This is a genomic window from Saccharopolyspora elongata, assembly GCF_004348985.1.
GTDB classification, from domain to species: domain Bacteria; phylum Actinomycetota; class Actinomycetes; order Mycobacteriales; family Pseudonocardiaceae; genus Saccharopolyspora; species Saccharopolyspora elongata.
The window spans coordinates 55430-77295 of record NZ_SMKW01000016.1 but is presented as its reverse complement, the minus strand read 5'-3'; the positions used below and the strand labels follow the sequence as shown (position 1 = coordinate 77295).

24 protein-coding genes are annotated in these 21866 nt (G+C 70.4%); 13 read left to right on the top strand and 11 right to left on the bottom strand.

The genetic code is table 11. From position 1 onward, the window contains the following. Positions 1-4: 4 nt before the first annotated feature. Positions 5-325: a WXG100 family type VII secretion target gene (locus tag E1288_RS14780; RefSeq protein ID WP_235883556.1), complete on the bottom strand. Its 321-nt coding sequence runs from the start codon at positions 323-325 to the stop codon at positions 5-7. Between the two features lie 2 nt (positions 326-327). Further along, positions 328-789, bottom strand: coding sequence for a YbaB/EbfC family nucleoid-associated protein (locus tag E1288_RS14775; protein WP_132485333.1), 462 nt, complete (start codon positions 787-789; stop codon positions 328-330). Positions 790-1066: 277 nt separating this feature from the next. Between E1288_RS14775 and E1288_RS14770 the strand changes: the two genes are divergently transcribed. After that, positions 1067-1516 carry a MaoC family dehydratase gene (locus tag E1288_RS14770; RefSeq protein ID WP_132485331.1) on the top strand — a complete coding sequence of 150 codons (450 nt, stop codon included), beginning with the start codon at positions 1067-1069 and terminating at the stop codon, positions 1514-1516. A 127-nt stretch (positions 1517-1643) separates the two neighbouring features. On the opposite strand, the gene E1288_RS14765 is transcribed toward E1288_RS14770, so the two are convergent. The 4 genes from E1288_RS14765 to E1288_RS14750 all read right to left on the bottom strand — a co-directional run bounded on the left by E1288_RS14765 (position 1644) and on the right by E1288_RS14750 (position 4692). Continuing rightward, complete coding sequence (locus E1288_RS14765; protein ID WP_132485329.1) at positions 1644-2300, bottom strand: adenosylcobinamide amidohydrolase; 657 nt, start codon at positions 2298-2300, stop codon at positions 1644-1646. After that, positions 2297-3265, bottom strand: a complete 969-nt coding sequence (locus tag E1288_RS14760; RefSeq protein ID WP_132485327.1) for a hydroxymethylglutaryl-CoA lyase — start codon at positions 3263-3265, stop codon at positions 2297-2299. Before E1288_RS14760 ends, E1288_RS14765 begins: the two co-directional genes overlap by 4 nt. Beyond that, the gene (locus E1288_RS14755) at positions 3265-3786 is read right to left on the bottom strand and encodes a PH domain-containing protein (RefSeq protein ID WP_132485325.1); all 522 of its coding nucleotides are present in this window, start codon (positions 3784-3786) and stop codon (positions 3265-3267) included. The genes E1288_RS14760 and E1288_RS14755 overlap by 1 nt, the downstream gene beginning before the upstream one ends. A 75-nt stretch (positions 3787-3861) precedes the next feature. Further along, positions 3862-4692 carry a biotin--[acetyl-CoA-carboxylase] ligase gene (locus E1288_RS14750; RefSeq protein ID WP_132485323.1) on the bottom strand — a complete coding sequence of 277 codons (831 nt, stop codon included), beginning with the start codon at positions 4690-4692 and terminating at the stop codon, positions 3862-3864. Between the two features lie 221 nt (positions 4693-4913). On the opposite strand from E1288_RS14750, the gene E1288_RS14745 reads away from it, so the two are divergent. From E1288_RS14745 to E1288_RS14710, 9 genes are all read left to right on the top strand, one after another. Then, a complete protein-coding gene (locus tag E1288_RS14745; protein ID WP_408013382.1) occupies positions 4914-6812 on the top strand; it encodes a Xaa-Pro dipeptidyl-peptidase in 1899 nt (632 codons plus the stop codon). A gap of 171 nt (positions 6813-6983) precedes the next feature. After that, entirely contained in the window at positions 6984-7619 is a 636-nt protein-coding gene (locus tag E1288_RS14740) for a Maf family protein (RefSeq protein WP_132485321.1), read from the top strand. Between the two features lie 79 nt (positions 7620-7698). Further along, positions 7699-7788, top strand: coding sequence for a putative leader peptide (locus E1288_RS50345; RefSeq protein ID WP_351134134.1), 90 nt, complete (start codon positions 7699-7701; stop codon positions 7786-7788). Positions 7789-7941: 153 nt separating this feature from the next. Further along, positions 7942-9273: a dicarboxylate/amino acid:cation symporter gene (locus E1288_RS14735; RefSeq protein WP_235883555.1), complete on the top strand. Its 1332-nt coding sequence runs from the start codon at positions 7942-7944 to the stop codon at positions 9271-9273. A gap of 133 nt (positions 9274-9406) precedes the next feature. After that, complete coding sequence (locus tag E1288_RS14730; RefSeq protein ID WP_235883554.1) at positions 9407-9790, top strand: DUF1707 SHOCT-like domain-containing protein; 384 nt, start codon at positions 9407-9409, stop codon at positions 9788-9790. A gap of 46 nt (positions 9791-9836) precedes the next feature. Beyond that, positions 9837-10499, top strand: a complete 663-nt coding sequence (locus E1288_RS14725) for a DUF3558 domain-containing protein (RefSeq protein WP_132485317.1) — start codon at positions 9837-9839, stop codon at positions 10497-10499. A 318-nt stretch (positions 10500-10817) separates the two neighbouring features. Next, the gene (locus E1288_RS14720) at positions 10818-11192 is read left to right on the top strand and encodes a hypothetical protein (protein WP_093267047.1); all 375 of its coding nucleotides are present in this window, start codon (positions 10818-10820) and stop codon (positions 11190-11192) included. Positions 11193-11197: 5 nt separating this feature from the next. Next, a complete protein-coding gene (locus E1288_RS14715; protein WP_132485315.1) occupies positions 11198-12055 on the top strand; it encodes a PPE domain-containing protein in 858 nt (285 codons plus the stop codon). Beyond that, positions 12052-12849 carry an ESX secretion-associated protein EspG gene (locus E1288_RS14710; protein WP_132485313.1) on the top strand — a complete coding sequence of 266 codons (798 nt, stop codon included), beginning with the start codon at positions 12052-12054 and terminating at the stop codon, positions 12847-12849. Before E1288_RS14715 ends, E1288_RS14710 begins: the two co-directional genes overlap by 4 nt. Before the next feature lie 51 nt (positions 12850-12900). Here the strand turns inward: E1288_RS14710 and glpD are convergent, their stop codons facing one another. Continuing rightward, positions 12901-14643, bottom strand: coding sequence for a glycerol-3-phosphate dehydrogenase (glpD, locus tag E1288_RS14705; RefSeq protein WP_132485311.1), 1743 nt, complete (start codon positions 14641-14643; stop codon positions 12901-12903). 91 nt (positions 14644-14734) lie between these two features. Then, positions 14735-15562, bottom strand: a complete 828-nt coding sequence (locus E1288_RS14700; protein WP_132485309.1) for a DeoR/GlpR family DNA-binding transcription regulator — start codon at positions 15560-15562, stop codon at positions 14735-14737. A gap of 434 nt (positions 15563-15996) precedes the next feature. Between E1288_RS14700 and E1288_RS14695 the strand changes: the two genes are divergently transcribed. The 3 genes from E1288_RS14695 to E1288_RS14685 all read left to right on the top strand — a co-directional run bounded on the left by E1288_RS14695 (position 15997) and on the right by E1288_RS14685 (position 18934). After that, positions 15997-16743, top strand: a complete 747-nt coding sequence (locus tag E1288_RS14695) for an MIP/aquaporin family protein (RefSeq protein WP_132485307.1) — start codon at positions 15997-15999, stop codon at positions 16741-16743. Positions 16744-16774: 31 nt separating this feature from the next. After that, positions 16775-18280 (top strand): glycerol kinase GlpK, encoded by a 1506-nt coding sequence (gene glpK, locus E1288_RS14690; RefSeq protein ID WP_132485305.1) that lies wholly within the window; start codon positions 16775-16777, stop codon positions 18278-18280. Positions 18281-18484: 204 nt separating this feature from the next. Next, a complete protein-coding gene (locus E1288_RS14685; RefSeq protein WP_207954350.1) occupies positions 18485-18934 on the top strand; it encodes a WapI family immunity protein in 450 nt (149 codons plus the stop codon). Between the two features lie 55 nt (positions 18935-18989). Here the strand turns inward: E1288_RS14685 and E1288_RS14680 are convergent, their stop codons facing one another. The 3 genes from E1288_RS14680 to E1288_RS14670 form a co-directional block, all read right to left on the bottom strand. Next, positions 18990-19727, bottom strand: coding sequence for an AAA family ATPase (locus E1288_RS14680; RefSeq protein WP_132485303.1), 738 nt, complete (start codon positions 19725-19727; stop codon positions 18990-18992). Positions 19728-19849: 122 nt separating this feature from the next. Next, the gene (locus E1288_RS14675; protein WP_132485301.1) at positions 19850-20650 is read right to left on the bottom strand and encodes a GNAT family N-acetyltransferase; all 801 of its coding nucleotides are present in this window, start codon (positions 20648-20650) and stop codon (positions 19850-19852) included. A gap of 677 nt (positions 20651-21327) precedes the next feature. After that, the gene (locus E1288_RS14670) at positions 21328-21780 is read right to left on the bottom strand and encodes a L,D-transpeptidase (RefSeq protein ID WP_132485299.1); all 453 of its coding nucleotides are present in this window, start codon (positions 21778-21780) and stop codon (positions 21328-21330) included. Between the last annotated feature and the right edge of the window lie 86 nt (positions 21781-21866).

The following is a 21866-nucleotide window of genomic DNA, read 5'->3' as shown; positions in this document are numbered from 1 at the left end:
CAGGTCACCCCCGCCCGGCTAGCCGGCCGAACTCCTCGGCGCCGCCGATGTCGGCCCGCTCCGTCGTCGCGGCGGTCGCGGCGAACTTCGCGCCCATCTCGCTCAGCCGCCCGGACAACGCGCCCAGGCCGTCCAGCGCCTGGTCCGCCCGGCCGCAGTGGGTGCGGGCGAAGTTCTCGCCGATGTCGTCGCCGCCCCAGCAGTCACCGGCCGAATCCAACGCCTGGCGCAGGGTGTCGGCGATGCGCCGAGCCTCCCCGGCGAGACCGTCGAACTCGCCGGCGTGCTTGGTCAGCTGCCCGATGTCACTCCGGAAGCCGCTCATCGTCACCACTTCCGTTCCGCCGGGCCCTGCCGCAACCAGCTCGCGTCCGAGAAGTCCTCGTCTTCATCGACATTGTCGTCGATGCGCCGCGGTTCGTTGCGCGGTGCCGGATCCGCCGGGATCTCGGCGTGTCCGCCCAGCAGCAGCTCCGGATCGGCACCGGCCGGCAGCACCTCGGCGAGCACGTCGGCGGCCCGGCGGGACGCGGCCTGCGCCGCCGCGGCGGCCAGCTGCACGATGAGCGCCGCGAGCTGGGCCGGGCGCTGCCGCTCGTAGACGTCGTCGGCGAGCACCACTTCGCGCAGCACGCCCTGCGGGCCGACCACGACCTGCACGCTGCCGTCCTTGGAGCGGGCGGTTTCCGCGATCGCGGACAGGTCCCGGTGCGTCTCGGCGAGCCGGTCCCGACTTCGCCGGTAATCCGCCATCAGCTCTTCTACCTGGGCACGGTGGTCGGTCGACACGGCCGCTCCCCTCCTGTTCGCTGGCGGATCCATCGCAGGCGCGCGGCGCCCGCATCCGGTCGGCAACGGCAAAGCGGTCGTCCGCGGGCCGGCGACCCGCAGACTGCACGTCGCGACTTGGACGACTCCGCTGCGCTGATGGTTCCATGTCGGCCCCGGGAATTTCCGCCCGGCCGACCAGCGGCACCGGAATGTCCGATCCGCCCCGGAAAGGCCGATCACGATCCGCGAGCACCCCTCGGCGCGGATGCCCGGGACCCGCTGCGACGATGGGTCGATGGGCACGATCGCTTACGAAGACCTCACGCCGGGCCGGGTTTTCGACCTCGGCGAGGTGAAGGTCGACCGAGCCGAGATGCTGGCCTTCGCCGAGCGCTTCGACCCGCAGCCGTTCCACCTCGACGAGGAAGCGGGCCGCAACTCCGTGCTCGGCGGGCTGTGCGCGTCGGGCTGGTTCACGGCATCGCTGTGGATGCGCGGCTACGTCGACAACGTGGTGGCGGACTCGACCTCGCAGGGCTCCCCCGGCGGCAACGAGCTGGCCTGGCTCGCGCCGGTGTTCCCCGACGACGTCCTGCGGCTGAAGATGGAGGTCAACAGCCAGCGCCGGTCGCAGAGCAAGCCGAACCTGGGCCTGGTGGAGATCACCGGGACGGCGGACCGGGATTACGAGCGCGTCCTGCGCTTCACCTTCGTGGCGATGTTCGGCACCCGCGACCAGACCTGATCAAGCCTTCCCAATTTTAGGCAAAATCGGACGGCAGCCTCCCAGCAGCACGGCACCGGGAAGATCCCAATTTTAGGCAAAATCGGGGACCCACCATCCAGCGCAGAACCGGGGAGGGCTCCCAATTTCAGGCAAAATCGGGAGCTTCGCCGTGGCGCGGGTTCTGGACGCGTAGGCCCGCCGTGACCGCCGCGTGCACCGCCCGCGCCAGCCCCGCTCCGATGCGGGAGCGCGGGCCGCCGTAGCTCTCGGCTTCGCCGTCCGTCGGGCAGAGCACCACCGTCGCGTCGGTGACCGTGCCGGTTCCCGCGACACCCGATTCGATCAGGGCTTGCGCCTTGGCTTCGGCGACCGTCGCGACCGCGTTCACCAACGCCGCCTCGCTGAGCCGCACGGGCGACCAGCACACCGCGTTGATCGTGCCCGGCTTCCAGGACGTCACCGCTTCTTCGCGGGCCGCCGCCCAGATCGGGCAGCCGACGCCGGTGGTCACGCTCGCGCGCACCCCGCCGTCGACCGCCGTCACCTCGTGCCGCACATCGACCGCGGTGAGCAACCCGACTCCGTCGCCGCAGAGCCCGAGCTCGGCGGCCATCTCGTCGACGTGCGCGGCCGGATCCGGGTTGTCGTAGTCGGTCATCACCGTCGCGTTCAGCACCCACGACCGCGGGCCGATCCCGCCGCCGCGAGCAGCGGACGAGATCGCCAGCCACGGCCGAGCGCAGCGCCAGGCCAGCACCGGACGACCGCGCAACACGTGCAGCGCCGCGGAGGGCGCGCTCACGAACCCGATGCCTCGGCGGCACCCAGCGCCTTGACCACCCGCGACGGGCTCGGCCGGCCGAGCCGCTCGGCCATCCACACGCTGGTCTCCACCAGTTTGCCGAGGTCGACGCCGTGCTTGAGGCCCAGGCCGTCGAGCATCCACACCAGGTCCTCGGTGGCGAGGTTGCCGGTGGCCGACTTGGCGTACGGGCAGCCGCCCAGCCCACCGGCCGAGGAATCCACTGTGGACACACCGTGCCGGAGTGCCGCGTAGGTGTTGGCGAGCGCCTGGCCGTAGGTGTCGTGGAAGTGCACCGCGAGCCGGTCCACGCCGATCCCGGCTGCGACGAACGCACGCAGCAGCGACTCGACGTGCCCAGGGGTCGCCACGCCGATGGTGTCGCCGAGGGACAGCTGCCAGCAGCCCATCTCCAGCAACCGCTTGCCCACCGCGACGACCTGCTCGACCGGCACGGCGCCCTCCCACGGGTCGCCGAAGCACATCGAGACGTAGCCGCGCACCGCCAGCCCCTCGCCGACCGCGCGCTGCACCACCGGGTCGAACATCGCGAACTGCTCGTCCAGGCCGCGGTTGAGGTTGCGCCGGGTGAACGTCTCGGTCGCCGCCGCGAAGATCGCGATGTCCCGCACGCCCGACTCCAGCGCCCGGTCCAGGCCTCGGGCGTTCGGCACCAGCACGGGGTACCGCACGCCCGGCACCTGCTGCAGGCCGGCCAGCAGCTCGGCGGCATCGGCCAGCTGCGGCACCCACTCCGGGCGGACGAAGCTGGTGGCCTCCAGCACGCCCAGCCCCGCGTCGGCCATCCGCTGCAGGAACTCCAGCTTGACGTCGAGCGGGACGACTTCCTTCTCGTTCTGCAGCCCGTCGCGGGCGCCGACCTCCCAGATCGTCACCTCGGCAGGAAGCTCGCCCGGCTCCGGCGAGGCCACCTGCATCGGCAGTCCCAGTTCACGCGGCCCCATCAGTAGTCCTCCCTGGCGCGGTTGTCCCAGTCGTCCCGCGGGTCGTCGTTGACCTCGCGGTACAGCAAGGTGTGCACCCGCTCCACCTGCGGGATGTCGTCGAACTCCAGCGGCTCGTCCGAGGCGGATTCGACGACCAGGGTGCCGCAGCCGAGTATCCGGTCCAGCAGGCCGTGCCGGAACCGCACCGAGTTGATCCGGGACATCGGGATGTCGACGCCGCTGCGGGTGAACACGCCCTCGCGCACCATCAGCCGGTGCGTGGTGACCACGAAGTGCGTGGTCCGCCAGCGCACCAGCGGGGCGAGCGTGAACCAGACGACGAGGACCGCGCCGACGACGGCGAGCCCGATCCAGACCGGCACGTGCCAGCCGGTGGGGGCGGCCAGCGCCGCCAGGTAGGAACCACCGCCGACCACCACGAACAGGACCAGCACCGGGACGATCAGCATCTTCCAGTGCGGGTGCTTGTGCACGACCACGTGCTCGTCCGCGCCGAGCAGGCCGTCTGGGTAGGCCACCGGATCCCTCCTCAGCCTCTTCGCAGGTCGCCGATCACGTTACCGGCTGGGCCCGTCCGATCACGTCACCGCCGGTCAAGCGCGGCGCAGGTGGATCACGTCGCCCGCGGACACCGCGGTGGTCCGGCCGTCGGGGGTGCGGACGACGATCCGCCCGGTCTCGTCGATGTCGGTCGCGACGCCGAGCAGCTGGTCATCGCCGCCGAGCTCGACCCGCACCTGCTGCCCGAGGGTGCCGCACAACCGCCGGTACCGGTCCAGCAGGCCGGACGCCACCACGTCGCCACCCGCCGCCCGCCACCGGTCGTCGACCTCGGCGAACGCCGTGAGCAACGCCACTGCGAACTCCTCGCGGTCGACCTCCGCGCCCTCGGCCGCCAACGACGTCGCAGGCAGGCCGCCGGCGCCGCGCGGCAGGTCCTCGCGCTTCTGGAACACGTTGATGCCCATGCCGAGCACGATCGCCACGCCATCGGGCCCGGTCACCGCCTCGCCCAGGATCCCGGCGCCCTTCGACCACTCCTCGCCGTCGCCGAGCAGCAGGTCGTTCGGCCACTTCAGCGTGGCGCGCACGCCGGTCGTGCGCTCGACGGTCTCGGCCAGGGCGACCCCCGCGATCAGCGGCAGCCAGCTGATCGCGACCGGCGGCAGCTCGGGGCGCAGCAGCACGCTGACGAACAGCCCGTGCCCGCGCGGCGAGGTCCACTGCCGCTGCATCCGCCCGCGCCCGGACAGCTGCTCCTCGGCGATGAGCACGGTCCGATCGGCGGCACCGCGCCCGGCGGCGGCCACCAGATCGGTGTTGGTCGACCCGGTGCTCACCACCACGTCCAGCGCGGCGTAAGGCCCGTCGTCGACCAACCTGGCCCGCAACCGCGGACCGTCCAACAAAACCGGAACACCCACGACCTCAGCCTAAGCCGCAACCGGACCGACCCGACGCAGAGCTGGGATGACGGCGGTTCTGCTCTGGTGCGAGGCGCAGGCGATTCCCCGGTTGTTGCCGCAGGTTCGGGCGATCTTGGGATCCGTCGAGAGCCGGTGAGGCGCTCCCCACTTTCGGCTGTGCCCAGGATTGATCTTGGACCCTAGGCTTCGCCTTCGAGATCTTCTCGGAGGTGGACGCTGTGGGGAGAAGTCGCTGGTGGGCGTTGCCGTGCGCGGCGTTGGTGCTGGCCGGTGCCGCACCGGTCGCCGCCGCTGAGCAGGTGCGGGACGGGCGGAGCCAGCCCGTCTTCGCGGCCGAGCCGGTGCGGGAGACCGTTTGGGTCGAGACCGGGCTGGACGGCGACGGTGACGGCGTGGTCGACCGGGTCGCCGCCGACATCGCGCGGCCGGCCGGAACCGACCAGCCGGTGCCGGTGATCATGGACGCCAGCCCGTACTACTCGTGCTGCGGCCGGGGCAACGAGAACGAGTTCAAGACCTACGACGACCAGGGGCGGCCGCTCGGCTTCCCGCTGTTCTACGACAACTACTTCGTGCCGCGCGGCTACGCGACCGTGCTCGTCGACCTCTCGGGCACCAACCGCTCCGAGGGCTGCGTGGACGTCGGCGGGCCGTCGGACATCACCTCCGCGAAGGCCGTGATCGACTGGCTGAACGGCCGCGCGACCGGCTTCGACGCGGCGACCGGCGGGAACCCGGTCGGCGCCGGCTGGTCCACCGGCGACGTCGGCATGATCGGCAAGTCCTACGACGGCACGATCGCCAACGGCGTCGCCGCCACCGGGGTCGAGGGCCTGCGCACCATCGTCCCGATCGGCGCGATCAGCTCCTGGTACGACTACTACCGCTCCGACGGCGTGTCCTTCGGGTTCGACCCGGTCGGCCTCGCCCAGAACGTCGAGGAGGGCGGCCGCCCCGACTGCCGCCAGGTCAAGCAGGAACTGGTCACCGGCGCCCCGGCCAACGGCGACGTGACTCCACTGTGGACCGAGCGGGACTACGTGCCGAACGCCGACCGGGTCACCGCGAGCGTCTTCGCCGTGCACGGCCTGGGCGACCTGAACGTCAAGACCGTTCACTTCGGGCAGTGGTGGGACGCGCTGGCCGCCAAGGACGTGCCGCGCAAGCTGTGGCTGAGCCAGACCGGGCACGTCGACCCGTTCGACTTCCGCCGCGCCGAGTGGGTCGACACCCTGCACCGCTGGTTCGACCACTTCCTGCTCGGCATCGACAACGGGATCACCGAGGAACCGGCCGCCAGCATCGAACGCGCCCCCGACACCTGGGCCGACGAGCCGGGCTGGTCCGGCGAGCAGGCGCAGGCCACGACGCTGCACCCGCGCGAGGACGGGCTCGGCACGGAACCGGCGCCCGGCGGGACGGCTTCGTTCACCGACGATCCCTCGCTGGACGAGTACGACTGGGCCGCCCGGCCCGACCAGCAGTCCCCCGCCCGCACGCTGTTCAGCACCGCCCCGCTGGGCGGTGACCTGCGCCTGGCCGGGACCGGATCGGTCACCGTGACGGCCGTGCCGAGCACGCCGACGGCGCACCTGTCCGCGATGCTCGTCGACTACGGCCCCGCTACGACTCGCGACTACCTGGGGCAGGGCGAGGGAATCCGCACGCTGCAGACGGAATCGTGCTGGGGCGAAAGCCGTCCCGGCGACGACGCCTGCTACAAGGACACCGAAGCCACCACCACCGAGGTGGACTTCGAGATCATCGCGCGCGGCTGGGCCGACCTGGCCAACCACGAGTCGCTGTCGGCGGAGCGGCCGCTGGAGCCGGGCAAGCCGTACACCATGACGTTCCGCCTGGCCACCACCGATCACGTGGTCCCCGCCGGCCACCAGCTGGCGCTGATCATCGGCGGCACGGACGGCGCGTTCATCGTCGCGCCCCGGCAGCCCGGCCAGATCGGGCTTGACCTGGCGCAGACCTCGGTGACCCTGCCCGTCGTCGGCGGTCTGCCGGCCGTGACGTCCGCCGGTGTCGACGCAGCGGAGAACAGATCGCCGCAGGTCCGCCCGGACCGCGTCCCGGCGCGGCCGGACGTCCAGCTCAACCGCGACTGACCCGACTGGGCCGTGGGCCTTCCGGGCTGCCATGCCCGAGGCCCGCGCCCCCGTCCTATGTAGACGCTTCGATCGCGTCCAGCCCCGCTGGCCGATGGCGATTTCGCGCGAAATCGCCGGCGATCCCGGCCGCAGGCCAGGTGCCTCCCGGCGCGGCACTAACATCGGGGCGTGCGCTTCGTGCTTGCTTCCGCATCGCCCGCCCGCCTGTCCGTGCTCCGCTCCGCCGGGATCGAGCCGCTGGTGCAGGTCTCCGGCGTCGACGAGGACGCGGTCGCCGCCGCCCTGCCCGACCCCAGCCCGGCCGAGCTGGTCACCGCGCTGGCGCAGGCGAAGGCCGAGGCCGTGGTCGCCGACATCGCCGCGGCAGAACCGGACGCCGTGATCGTCGGGTGCGACTCGATGCTGCTGATGGCGGATGGCGAGATCGTCGGCAAGCCCGGCACCCGCGAGGCCGCCGCGAAGCGGTGGGCGCACAACGCCGGGAACGACGGGCAACTGCTGACCGGGCACGCCGTCGTCCGGCTGCGGGACGGCAAGATCAGCGCTCACACGAAGGGGCATCTCAGCACCACCGTGCGGTTCGGCACGCCCACCGAGGCCGAGCTCGACGCCTACCTGGCGACCGACGAGCCGCTGCACGTGGCGGGCGGGTTCACACTCGAAGGCTTCGGCGGCTGGTTCATCGAAGGCGTCGACGGCGACCCGTCGAGCGTGCTCGGCATCAGCCTGCCGCTGACCCGCAAGCTGCTGGCCGAGATCGGTGTCAGCGTCGTGACGTTGTGGAACACGCCGATCACCAAGTGACACCAGATCTCCGCATCTGAGTGAATACGAACACAATTCGGTTACCCACGGATGGGTTTCGCCGCGCGCCTGGTTACAAATGTTCGCGATGGGAACCCTCCGACGGCTGTACCTGACTTCGCGCCTGCACGTCGATCTGCGACGGCAGGCCAGCTCCGTCTGTCTTTGATCGGACGCTCGGCGCCGCGATAGCGGCTGCCCTCGGCAAGCGAAACCGCCTCCTGAAGACCACGCGCACAGCGCGAGTCCTGCGCCGCTGCGCGAACGAGCCCGGAACCGCCGCCACCTCCGAATCCATCCTTCGACACCTCGGGAGATCCCTGTGTCCACCTCCGCCGGCCGATCACGCCTGCGCTTCAACCCCAAGGTCTTCGCCGTGGCGGTGATCGCCTCCCTCGTGCTCGGCGCGCTGCTCGGCTGGGTCGCCAAGCAGACCGACGCGGAATGGCTCGTCACCACGCTGAAGACCATCGGCAGCACCTTCACCAAGCTGCTCACCTTCACCGTGCTGCCGCTGATCTTCACGGCGATCGTGGTGGGCATCAACAGCCTGCGCGGCGTCGGCGGCGGCCGGACCGCGGCCCGGCTCGGCGGCAAGACGGCCCTGTGGTTCGGCATCACCTCGCTGATCGCCGTGGTGATCGGCCTGCTGATCGGCGGGCTGTTCCAGCCCGGCAAGGGCCTGGTCATCGAGCCCGACCCGGAGAAGCTGGCCTCCATCGGCGAGAAGACGCAAGGCTCCTGGCTGGACCTGATCACCGGGTTGGTGCCGAGCAACCTGATCAGCGCGTTCGCCGAGGGCGAGACGCTGCAGGTGGTGTTCGTCGCGCTGATCATCGGCGCCGCGACCTACAGCCTGGGCGAGAAGGCCGCGCCGTTCGTCGACTTCAACAAGGCCGCCTTCGAGGTCATCCAGCGAGTGCTCGGCTGGATCATCCGGCTCGCCCCGCTGGGCACCCTCGGCCTGATCGGCAACGCGGTCGCCACCTACGGCAACGAGTTCTTCGTGCCGCTGCTGAAGCTGATCGGCTCGACCTACGTGGCCTGCGCGCTGGTGCTGTTCGCGGTGTACCCGCTGCTGCTGGCGTTCGTGGCCAAGGTCAGCCCGGTCAAGTTCTTCGCCAAGTCCTGGAACGTGCTGCAGTTCGCGTTCGTCTCCCGGTCCTCCGGGGCGAGCCTGCCGCTGACCCGGCAGACCACCCAGGACCTCGGCGTGCCGGCGTCCTACGCGAACTTCGCGGTGCCGCTGGCCACCACCACCAAGATGGACGGCTGCGCCGCGATCTACCCGGCCGTCGGCTCGATGTTCATCGCGAACCTCTTCGGCATCCAGCTCGGCCCGGTGCAGTACCTGACGATCATCGCCGTCGCGGTGTTCGGCTCGATCGCCACGGCCGGCGTCACCGGCTGGTTCACCATGCTGACGCTGACCGTCGGCGCGCTGGGCTTCCCGCCCGAGGTCGTGGCCACCGGCATCGCCATCGCCTACGCGGTCGACCCGATCATGGACATGGCGCGCACCGCCACCAACGTCGCGGGCCAGATCGTGGTCCCGGTCGTGGTCGCCCGCAGCGAGGGCCTGCTCGACGACGAGGTCCTCGCCAAGCCGAGCACCCCGCTGGTCGACGGCGACAGCAACCTGGTCAAGGCCTGACGCAGCACCACTGGGAATCCGGCGTTCACCTCGTTGAACGCCGGATTCCCGCATTGTTGGCGGAGTTTTCACGCGGCCCGGGATCCGGTGCCGACCGCCCCGACCGGAGGTCCGCCGAACGTAGGATGGGGGCGTGGACAACGGTCGACGGGGCAAGGACCTCCGGATCGGCGACCCCGAGCGGGAGAACGCCATGCGGCTGCTCGGCGAGCACTTCTCCGCCGGGCGCCTCGACGTCACCGAGTACGACGAGCGCTGTCGCCTGGCTGCGGCCGCCCGGTTCCGCTCCGAACTGACGCCGCTGTTCGACGACCTGCCCGAGCCGCAGCCCAGCGAACCGCCGCGCCCGGTCGCCCCGGCGATCCGCGCCGCGGCGCCGCCGGCGGCGGCCGGGAAGATCGTGCTGGCCGTCTGCGCCGTCGTCCTGGTCGTGTTCCTGCTGGTGGTCGCGCGGCAGTTGGCCCTGGTCCTGCTGCTCCCGCTGATCGCCGTCCTCTGGTTCTCCTGGCGGCGCTGATCGCCGCCCACCGTCACGACCGGCCACGTTTCGTTACGGTGAGGCCATGCACAGCTCGCGGATCCCCGGGGCGTGGCGGCTGAGCGCGTTGCTCGCCGCCGGCTCGCTCACCCTCGCCGGGTGCGGCCTGTGGCAGTCGGAGCCGACGTCGGAGACCAGGGCCCCGCTACCGCCGCCGATGCCCACGACGAGCGCTCCCCCGCCGTTGCCACCGCGCCCGTTCGAGCTCGCCCTCGACGGCGTCGACCCGTGCGAGCTGCTCACCGACGACCAGCGCAGCCAGCTCGGCTTCGACCGGGAGCCGCTGCCGGGCTCCGAGGCGGGCTTCGGCGACGCGGCGACCTGCAGCTACCGCAACACCACGGCCAAGGTCGGCGCCCGGCTGGCGCTGATCACCACCGAGAGCATGGGGGTGTGGACCGACGACACCGCGCAGGTGGAGGCCTCGCCGGTGGTGATCGGCGGCTTCCCGGCGCTGGTGATCAAGACCCCGGGCCTGGACCTGTCCTGCAACGTCGCGGTGGACGTCGCCGAGTTCCAGCACCTCGACGTCCTCTACCGCGACGACGGCGGCCAACCGCCGCCGCCGGTCGACCAGCTCTGCGCCGGCGCCCAGCGGGTCGCCGAGGACGCCCTCGCGAGCCTGGCCGCGCCGGAAACGTCCGCGCCGCCCCAGACGACCAAGCCTCGGGAGACAGCGCCCCAGTAGCGGCCGGCTCCTCCGCTCGGGTCGGCAACATCACGTCTTCGGCCGCCACGAGGCCCGCGGAACCGCGCCACGTCCTGCGATGTTCACGCTCCGCAACCGGATGAGCGATACTCACCGCGTTTGGAGCACTCCCCAGCGTGATGTTCACTGACTACAGTGTTCGGCGGACGTTTAGTAGCTTGAGCGCTTGGGCCCCCGCAACCGCCGGGTGCCCGCGAACACCCGGTCAGGGCCCCGCCGCCCTGCATCCGCCCGGGCGTTCAGGCACAAGGGCCTTGCACCCGCTAACCCGGGCCCTTACCTGTGGGAGGGGAAAACGTGCCGCTCACTGCTCCGTGGGGCGACAGCTCGACCAGCGCCCTGCCCGGGATGTCGGGTGGCTCGGTGCAAGTCGAGCCAGCCTCCATCCCGAGGCTGGTGAACGCGCTGCAGGAATCGCTCGACGCGGTCGGCCTGCAGATCGAGCACGCCATCACCGAACTGCGCATCCGGCCCTGGGCCGGCGATCCGATCAGCGCCGACGCCGCCGAGGAGTTCAACCGGCGCTCCGTCGGCGGCGGCGAGGACGCGCTGACCGCGCTGTGCGGCTACCGCGACCAGCTGCAGGCGGCCGCCGAGTCGCTGCGGCTCGCCAACCGCCAGTACGAGCGGATCGACGGCGACAGCGCGTACGGCATCGGCGGAGGTTGCTGATCCCGATGAGCGACCACCGTTGGCAGGGATACCGCCACCCCGAGCTGTTCGCGCAGATCCACGAGGGTCCCGGCGCGAACGGCTCGATCGACAGCGTGCGCCGCTGGAGCGAACTCGCCCGCGCGCTCGGCGACATCGACGCCGGGCTGGCGTCCGCCCTGTCGTCGGCGATGGCCGGTTGGCAGGGCATCGCCGCGGACAGCGCGCACGGCGGCGTGCGTCCGCTGGGCAACTGGGCGGCCCAAGCCCAGCAGGCCACCACCGTGATGCGGGAGCGGGCCGAGCAGCAGGCGGAGTTCATCAGCAAGGCCCGCCAGGACATGCCGCCGCCGGTGCAGGTGACCACCGAAGAGCCGAGCACCGCGGAAACGGTGCTGACGCACCTCTTCGGCGGGCAGACCGACTACGAGCTGCAGGAGGCCGAGCAGAACGCCGCCGAGCAGCGGGCCTTCGACGTGATGCGCACGTACGAGGCGTCGACGCAGGCCAACACCACGTCGCTGGCGTCGTTCACCCAGCCGCCGCAGGTGGTGGTTGACGCCCCGGTCACCGGTGGTTCCGGGACACCGAGCGGGCAGCAGAACGTGACCATCAGCTGGGGCAGCACCTCCGCGCCCGCGACGCGGATCGCGACGACGCCGACGCTTTCCAGCCGGCTCCCCGAGCAGCGGTCGGGACGGCCGGGAGGCGGCGGTGGGCCGGTGCGCGGCGGTGACGGCCGTGCCGCCGGCAAGCGCGGCCGCAAGGACCGCGACGAGGTGGTGGACCGGAAGGTGACCGAGCAGGTCGGCCGCCCGGGCGGGTTCTTCGACGAACCGCAGACCCTGTCCCGCCCGGTGATCGGCGGCGAGCCCGGACAATGACGGTCACCGACACCGGCCGGCAGCTGACCCTGTCCGCGCTGGAGTTCGACGTGCTCACCGAGCACCTCGAGTTGGACACCATGCCGCTTGTGCTGAAGGTCCCGTCGCCCGGGCGCACCCACACCGAGCGCGCGAAGCTGGTGGAATCGGCGTGGCGATCGCTGGGCGCCCGCGACCTCGGCCGCCCGACCGAACTCGATCCCGAGCTCGAATGGATGTTGCGGCTGCTGGCGCGCCCCGGCCGCGAGGTCGACGGGCGGATCTGGATGGGTCGCAGTGTGCGGGTGCTCGCGGCGTCCGACGCCGAAACCGAAGGGGCGGCGCTGGTCGTCAAGGACCAGGACGTCCTGAGCCTGCGGGCCGCGGCCGCGACGGGGCTGCCTCGCGAAGCAGTTTCGGTGCTGCCGACGCTGCCGCCCGGCCCGGGCCGTTCGGTGTCCGTGCCCAGCAGCGATCTCGACGGCGCCGCCGAGGAGGCCGGCGACAACATCGAGCGGCTGCAGAACGCGTTGCAGCGCCGCGGAATCCGCCCGGACGACGCTGAAACGCTGATGAGCATGGTGGCCGGGGTCGAGGCGCGCGGGCAGTTCGGCACCGCGGCCCGGGACCGGTACGGCCGCCGCATCCGCGCCGACCACGTCATCGGATTCTTCGACACCGCGCACGGCCGTTATGCCCAGCTGCGGCGGGAATCGCCGTCCGGCGACGTGTGGAGCACCGTCGCGCCGGTCGACACCCGGCGCCTGATCGGCCACGTCGAGGAACTGCTCGCCGAGGTGTCCGAAAACCGGTGAGTCCCTCGGGATGACAAGCACCCCAAGGGACTCACCGAGCCGAATACGCCCTCACACCACCGGTTCGATGATGCGCTCGCGCGCTTCCGGTGCCGCCGAACGCTTCGCGTCGGCCGCCTGGTCGTCGGGCTGCGTCTGCGAATCCCGTTCCGCCTCGACCCGCTTCGTGTAGACCTCGACCTCGCGGGCGACGTGCGCGTCGTCCCAGCCGAGCACCTCCCCCATCAGCCGCGCGACCGGTTCCGCGCAGTCCACGCCGCGGTGCGCGTACTCGATGGAGATCCGGGTGCGCCGGGTCAGCACGTCCTCCAGGTGCAGCGCGCCTTCGTAGCTGCACGCGTAAACCACCTCGGCCTGCAGGTAGTTCGGCGCCGCCGGGATCGGCTTGAGCAGCTCGGGCCGGTCGTCGCCGAGGGCGAGCACGTCGTGGATCTCCGAACCGAAGCGGTCCAGCAGGTGCCGGATGCGGTACGGGTGCAAGCCGTGCGCGGCCGCCAGCTGATCGGCCTGGTTGACCAGCGCGTGGTACCCGTCGGCGCCGAGCAGCGGGACCCGGTCGGTGATCGACGACGCCATCCGCCCGGTGATGTCCGGCGCGATGGCGTCGACGGCGTCGGCCGCCATGACCCGGTACGTCGTGTACTTGCCGCCGGCGATCGCCACCAGCCCGGGCGCGACGCGCGCGACCGCATGCTCCCGGGACAGCTTCGAGGTTTCCTCGCTCTCGCCGGCCAGCAATGGCCGCAGCCCCGCGTACACGCCTTCGATGTCGTCGTGGGTCAGCGGCGTCGCCAGCACCGAGTTGACGTGTTCCAGCAGGTAGTCGATGTCGGCCTTGGTGGCCGCCGGGTGCGCCAGGTCGAGGTGCCAGTCGGTGTCGGTGGTGCCGACGATCCAGTGGTTGCCCCACGGGATGACGAACAGCACCGACTTCTCGGTGCGCAGGATCATCCCGGCCTCGGCGACGATCCGGTCGCGGGGCACCACGATGTGCACGCCCTTGCTGGAGCGGACCCGGAAACGGCCGCGCCCGCCGGAGAGCTTCTGCAGCTCGTCGGTCCAGACGCCGGTCGCGTTGATCACGGCCTGCGCGCGGACCTCGACCTCGTCACCGGACTCCACGTCGCGCACCCGGACGCCGGCGACCCGGTCGGCCTCCCGCAGGAAACCGGTGACCTGGGTGGACGTCGTGATCACGGCGCCGTAGCGGGCGGCGGTGCGGGCCACCATCATGGTGTGCCGGGCGTCGTCGGCCTGGGCGTCGTAGTAGCGGATCCCGCCGATCATCGCGTTGCGCTTCAGCGCCGGCACCATCCGCAGCGCGCCCGCGCGGGAAAGGTGCTTCTGCCCCGGCACGGAGCGGGCGCCGCCCATCGTGTCGTAGAGGAAAAGGCCCGCGGCGGTGTAGGGACGCTCCCAGACCCGGTGGGTCAGCGGGTACAGGAAGGGGACGGGCTTCACCAGGTGCGGCGCGATCCGGGTGAGCATCAGCTCGCGCTCCCGAAGTGCCTCGCGGACCAGCGAGAACTCCAGCTGTTCCAGATAGCGGAGTCCACCGTGGAACAGCTTGCTGGAACGGCTGGAAGTGCCGGCCGCCAGGTCGCGCGCCTCCACCAGCGCCACCCGCAGCCCGCGGGTCGCCGCGTCCAGCGCCGCGCCCGCGCCGACCACGCCACCGCCGATCACCACCACGTCGAACTCGTCGGAACCGAGCCGACGCCAGTTCTCCGCCCGGTCCGCCGGGCCCAACGTGCCCTTCAACCGGCTGTCGATTTCGATTTTGTCCTTGGACACCAGGCGTCCTCCTCGCTCGAATCGCGTCCCACCGCTGACCACCCCGCCGACGCGGAACCGGACTCGGCGCCAGTCCGTCCTGCGGTGGTCATCATGCCCGACCTGCACCCTTCGTGCTCGGCACGGCACTCCGCGCATTTCCCGCCTGCTCGACCCGCGCGCCGCGGTCGCGCAGCACCTCGATATCGGCGCTCGTCGTCCGCGAATCCACGATCACGACGTCGAAGTCCTCGACCGGAGCGACCGCGTGCAGCGCCCGCCGCCGGAACTTGGTGTGGTCGACGTAGAGCACGCGACGCCGCGCCGAGGCCAGCATGGCTTTCTTGATCTGCACCATTTCCTGTTGCGGGTAACAGCAAATCCCGTCGGTCACGGCGGAGACCGACATGATCGCCAGATCGACGCGCAGGTTCCGCAGCGCGTCCAACGCCATCCCGCCGACGAACGCGTCGGCCCACGGCAGGTAGTCGCCGCCCACGCAGATCAGGCTGATGCCCGACGCGCCGGCCAGTTCGCCGAACACCCCGCGGTGGTTGGTGACGACGGTCAGCGGCGCGCGTTCCGGCAGCAGCCGGGCCAGGTACACGCCGGTCGTCGAGTCGTCGAGCACCAGCGCCTGCCCCGGCTCGATCAGTTCCGCCGCGGCCTGCGCGATCTCCTCCTTCTCCGAGGTGTTCTGCTGCAACCGGTATTCCGACGCGGCCTCGTACAGCAGTGACGAGGCCGCCGAGACGTAGCCGCGGTTGCGATGCACCAAGCCCTGGGACTCGAGGTCGGCGAGATCGCGGTACACCGTCATCGCGCTGGCGCCGACGGTCTCGACGAGGTCGTCGATCCGCATGGTGCCCTCCGCCATGACCAGCTCGGTGATCTTGCGCCGCCGGTCCTGCTGCTTCCCGGACGGGCGTCGAGCGGACATCGTCGTCCTCCAAAATCCCTGGTCATCGCGCTCCGGCCGACCGGTGCGCGGCTGCCACCAGCCTGGCGCGACCGCCGAGCCGGCGCGGTGTCATCACCTAGTTCGATAAAAACACCATCGGAAGCGTCTTGCAACGTTTGTTTTCACAAGTCTAATGTGACTTGCCATGCGCAAAGATGCCCGGGGTACGCCCCCGTCGCGGGCCGTCCACCGGGCCCGCGCCACCGGTCGATCGAGATCACCGATCGACGGTTCGGGCATCCGCTACTACCAGCCGAGACGCGGGATTAGGCGGTTCAGACCAATCCGTTGCCACGAGTGGCGGCATGCATGGACACGTGTTGCTATGCGGCAGTACCGTCCCGACTCATTCCATCTCGGACAGTCAGCGAACCCGCCTTTGCCAACGGCGGCATTAAGAGGGGAACGGCAGCATGAGCTTTGGTGAGATCTTCCTCTGGGAGATGATGGGGACGGCGGTTCTCACCCTGCTAGGTTGCGGTGTCGTCGCAAACACCGTGCTGCGCAAGAACCGCGGCTACGAAGGCGGATTCCTGCTCGTCAACTTCGGTTGGGGCTTCGCGGTTTTCGCGGGCGCGAGCGTCGCCGCACCGACTGAAGCGCACATCAACCCGGCAGTGACCCTCGGGCTCGCGGTGAACGGCCAGACGCCGTGGTCCGAGGTCCCGGTCTACATCGCAGCGCAACTCGTCGGCGGCACACTGGGCGCGATCCTGTGCTGGGCCGCCTACAAGCTGCAGTTCGACACCCACGACGACCCGGCCAACACGCTCGGCATCTTCTCCACCAGCCCGACCGTGCCGAACGCTCCGTGGAACCTCGTCACCGAGATCATCGGCACGTTCGTGCTGGTCTTCTGGATCATCCTCAGCCCGCAGGCGGGTGTCGGTGAAACTCCCGGCGTGCCGTCGTTCGGCAACTCCGCGCTCGGCTACGCCGCGGTCGCCTTCATCGTGATCGGCATCGGCAACTCGCTCGGCGGCCCGACCGGGTACGCCATCAACCCGGCTCGCGACCTCGGGCCGCGCATCGCCTACGCGATCCTGCCGATCCGCGGCAAGGGCTCGGCCGACTGGGGCTACTCCTGGATTCCGATCGCGGGCCCGATCATCGGCGGTGTGCTGGCCGGTCTGCTGGCCCTGGCCCTCCCCATCAGCTGACCGAACGGTCCACTTAGGAAGGTAGAACGAGATGTCCTCGTACGTCGCCGCCATCGACCAGGGAACCACCTCGACGCGGTGCATGATCTTCGACCACTCCGGCCGGGTCGTTTCGGTCGACCAGATCGAACACCGGCAGATCTTCCCGAAGGCGGGCTGGGTCGAGCACGACCCGAACGAGATCTGGGCCAACACCCGGCAGGTCTGCGCGGGCGCGCTGGCCAAGGTCGACCTGGTGTCCTCGGACATCGCGGCCTGCGGCATCACCAACCAGCGGGAAACCACCGTGGTGTGGGAGAAGGCCACCGGCAAGCCCGTCTACAACGCGATCGTCTGGCAGGACACGCGCACCGACGACATCGTCGGCGAGCTGGCCGCCGGCGAGGGCGGCCAGAACCGGTACCAGAGCAAGACCGGCCTGCCGCTGGCCACCTACTTCTCCGGCCCCAAGGTGAGGTGGATCCTGGACAATGTGGACGGTGCCCGGGAGCGCGCCGAGAAGGGCGAGCTGCTGTTCGGCAACATGGACACCTGGGTGCTGTGGAACAGCACCGGTGGCCCGGACGGCGGCCTGCACATCACCGACCCGACCAACGCGTCCCGCACGCTGCTGATGGACCTGGAACGGCTCGAGTGGGACGCCGACATCTGCGCCGAGATCGGCGTGCCGATGGCGATGCTGCCCGAGATCCGGTCCTCGTCGGAGGTGTACGGCAAGTTCCGGGAGCGCGGCGTGTTCGCGGGAGTCCCGATCTCCGGCATCCTCGGCGACCAGCAGGCCGCCACCTTCGGGCAGGCGTGCCTGTCGCCCGGCGAAGCCAAGAACACCTACGGCACCGGCAACTTCGTGCTGCTCAACACCGGCACGGAGCGCGTGATCAGCGAGAACGGCCTGCTGACGACGGTCGGCTACAAGATCGGCAGCCGGGAAACGGTCTACTGCCTGGAAGGTTCCATCGCCGTCACCGGCTCCTTGGTGCAGTGGCTGCGGGACAACCTGGGCATCATCGGCACGGCCCCGGAGATCGAGCAGCTCGCGCGCTCCGTCGACGACAACGGCGGCGCGTACTTCGTGCCCGCGTTCTCCGGGCTGTTCGCCCCGCACTGGCGCTCCGATGCGCGCGGCGCGATCGTCGGCCTCACCCGCTACGTCAACCGCGGCCACCTGGCCCGCGCGGTGCTGGAAGCGACGGCGTTCCAGACCCGCGAGGTGATCGAGGCGATGAACGCCGACTCCGGCGTCCCGCTGAAGTCGCTGAAGGTCGACGGCGGCATGGTGCAGAACGAGCTGCTGATGCAGTTCCAGGCCGACATCCTCGGCGTCCCGGTGATCCGCCCGGTGGTCGCCGAGACCACGGCGCTCGGCGCGGCCTACGCGGCGGGCCTCGCGGTCGGCTTCTGGTCCAGCGAGGAGGACATCCGCTCGAACTGGGCCAAGGACAAGCAGTGGGACCCGGCGATGCCGACGGAACTCCGCGAAAAGCAGTACCACCAGTGGCAGAAGGCGGTCACCAAGACCTTCGACTGGGTCGAGTGAGTCCTTCTCGGCAGTAGGCCAGGCGCTTTCGGCGCGAGTAGCAACGCGGCGGCGTGACCGGCACCTTGCGGATCAGCTTGGTGACTGGTCACGCCGCCGCGGTGCGAGCGTTCCTCCGCCAGGCCGTGGGGACGACTTCGTCCTCGAAGTTGCACGTCTGGAAAGCTTTCCCGCCTGCGGCGCGGCGGTGGCAGGATCTTCGGCGTGACCGAACGTCGCGAGCTGGTCGTCGGAAGAGTCGAAGGTGATCACCTGGCCGTCCGAGTGCTGGGCAGGATGCACCCCGAGTGCGACGACTACTGGGACGGCAACTGGCTGGTCAGTCCCGTTTCGGCCCGGCTGGGCGGATATGCGGTCCAGATCGGCGCTGCGCTGCGAGTCGATGAGCTCCGGGAGTTCCGGCTCGGGCTGGAGCGGCTGGACCGACGGTTGCGCGGCGAGGCGGTGCTCGTTTCGATGGAGAACTGGATCGCGCTGACAGTGCGGTGCCTGCCGAACGGCTCGTTGTCCGTGGCAGGAGAGCTCGACGATGACATGGGGTCGGGCAACAGCCTGTCGTTCGCCATCGCCGGGCTGGACCAGACGGACATCCCAGGCATGGTCACTGCGCTCGTGGCGATCGAGCACGCCTACCCGGTCCTCGGACGGCCATGATTCCGGCGGATGCTCTCCGGCAGCGACGCCGCCCCGCATTCCCCGGGGTGCCGGGTCATTCGGTGATGTGCCGCAGGTAGAGGCCCGGATCGGCCAGGTAGCGGCGCCAGTGGTCCACCAGGTCGAGCTCGTGCCACTTCACTCGGCGGGTTCCGTGCTCGCCCACCTCGATGATGTCCGCGCCGGGGGTGGCGGCCAGGATCGGCGAGTGCGTCGCGCAGACGATCTGCGCGCCGGAGTTGCCGAGCTCGTGCATCAACCCGACCAGCTTCAGGCAGGATTCGAAGGACAACGCGGCCTCGGGCTCGTCCATGACGTAGAACCCGCGGTCCTGGAACATCGCCCCGAACACCGTCAGGAACCCCTCGCCGTGGGACATGGTCGAGGTGTCCTCATCCCAATAGCCGTACACGCCGCTCACGGTGTTCAGCAGCCCGAAGGCGGTCTCGGCGCGCAGGAAGAAACCCTTGCGCCGCGACCTCGGCCCGGTCAGCATCCGGCTCCCGATCGGGGTGGTCTCCAGCTTGAGCACGTCCCCGAGCGGAGTCCTGGGCCGGTCGTTGACGTACTTGCGGCCGGCCCGTCCGCCGTGCGAGTCGAGCTTGAAGCCCTCCGCGATCGCCTCGACCAACGTCGACTTCCCGGACCCGTTCTCGCCGACGAGCATGGTCACCGGCGCGGTGAAGGTCAGGCCGCGCTCGGCGAGTTCTGCGACGCACGGCACCGTGTACGGCCAGGTGCCGAACGACTCCGGGCGTTGCGCTTCGGGGATGTAGGCGCGGCGGACGAGCATCAGACTTTCCTATCGACCGTCGTAAACAGGTACACAGCCCCGAGCCTGCCGGGCACGCTTGGGCTGCGCCGAGGATCGCACATGTCCGGAACGCAAGGCGCGGCGTCGCACCGCGGCTGGGATCAGTTCTTCAGGCTGTAGAAGTGCATCGGCGAGTTCGGGTTGAAGCCGATCCGCGGGTACACAGGTGCACCGGCGACGGTCGCGTGCAGGGTGGCGCGGGTCAGTCCGGTGGCCCGGCCGCCCTCGTACAGCGCCTTCCGCGTCACCGCCTCGCCGTATCCCCTGCGCTCCCACTCCGGGGCGGTGGCGACGAGCACGACGAAAAGGCGTCCTGCTGCTTCCACGGTCGCAGCGCACGTCACCGGCACGCCGTCTCGCAGACCCAGGTAGGCGTGCACCTGGTTCTTCCACAGCGTCGAGCCGACGAGCCCGTCGCGGCCGTCTTCCAAGGGGAATCCGTAGGCGCGCGAGTTGAGGTCTGCGTAGGTGCGCAGCTGTTCGTCGGTGGTCGCGCGCACGAATGTCAGGTCGGGGTGGCTGGGCTCGGGGATAGGGAGCAGATCTCCGGCCATGCCGGTTCCGGGGAAGGCGTGCTCAAGGCCCGCTCGCTCGGCTGCTTCGCTCAGCGCCGCGCGTGCGTCATCGGCGAGGAGGTCCTCGAAGATCCACAGGAATCCCGGGTGCTGCTTCGAGCGCATGATGTCCGCTGCCTGGCCCAGTCGTTGCCCGACGAGTTCCGCGTCCGCGCCGACTTCGGTCAACGTGATGCAGTTCCAGAAGAGGAACCGGCAGTCCGCCCAGCGAACGGCGATGCCCGGGAGGTCTCGCACATCGGCACCAAGATCCCGGTCCAGCACCATGTCGCGCCAGACCACCGCGAGCTGTTCCATCGATTCGATCGAGTCCACGCGGTCCGTCACCGAGACTCCTCAAATTCGCCGAGTGCGCAGGGAGCAAGCCGGTTGGGAACGCGACTTCTGGCGGCGCCGTGGATCATAGAGCGCGCCCGCGATCACACGCGTGCGCCCGAACTCGACGAAGGTGCTCCGGCCGGGCCGGTGACGGCGGTCGAACGCTCGCGGCCTATGCGAAGACCGGGGAAGTCTTCCCTGGTAGCAGGGGTTCTTCGCGATCAGATCCTTCGGAAGCCCAGTTGCCCGACTGGGCGGCCTGCTCCATAGCGCGCAGTGCGCTTCGACAGTCGGAGATCATGCGAAAGGGCGAAGGGAAGTTCGGCGGACGCTACAGCAGCGCGAGCCAACCCGCGGCGAGCAGCGGCCGCCCGCAGTGCGGATTTTCAGGAACACCCGCGTCCCGGCGCATTCAGCTGATTCCTGCTGGAGAGTCGAACCGGGAAGCGGGCTTCGGGGATCGACTCCGAGCGGCAGGACGAGTTGGTTGAGCCGGCCCACCACAGCGTGGACCGTGGCCGGTTCACCGCCGCGGTTCCGGCCGCTGCCCGAACTGCGATCCATCGGATCGATGGCGGGAGCCCTGCCCAGGAACCTTCGCGTTCCTCTGCTGGGGCCGACACCGCTAGTCCACAATGGACTTTTAGGGGCGTCCGCCCGGCGGGATGCCGCGGATGCGGGCCGAGTCAGGGGACGACCTGGACCTCGTCGCCCGGGTTCAGGTAGTCGAAGAACCGCTTCGCCGCCGTCGTCGACAGGTGCACGCAGCCGTTGGACTTGGCCCGGAGGCTGCCCTCGTGGAACGCGACGCCGGTCTTGGTGAAGAACACCGAGTTCGGCATCGGCGCGTTGTTGAACTCCCGGCTGCGGTGGTCGGCGTCCTTCCACTGCACCCGGTGGATGCCCGTCGGCGTCTCCGAACCCGGCTTGCCGCTGGTGATCGGCACCGGGCCGTAGCTGGTGCTTCCGTCCTTCTGGAGCCAGGCCTGGTTGGTCGACAGGCTCACGCACGCCTTGGCACTCGCCCGGCAAGGGCTCGGACTGCCGCCCGCGGCCTGCGCGGTGGCCACACCACCGGTCAGCACGCCGCCCGCGACCAGAGCCGCCACGGCCAGCGCGGACGCTTTCCTGCTGTTCATCTTCCTCCTCGCGTCTGCGTGCGCATCGCTGTGCTCGCATCGACGGTGCCACATTCCCGTGCGGCGTCCGGAACCGCTGAGTGGTC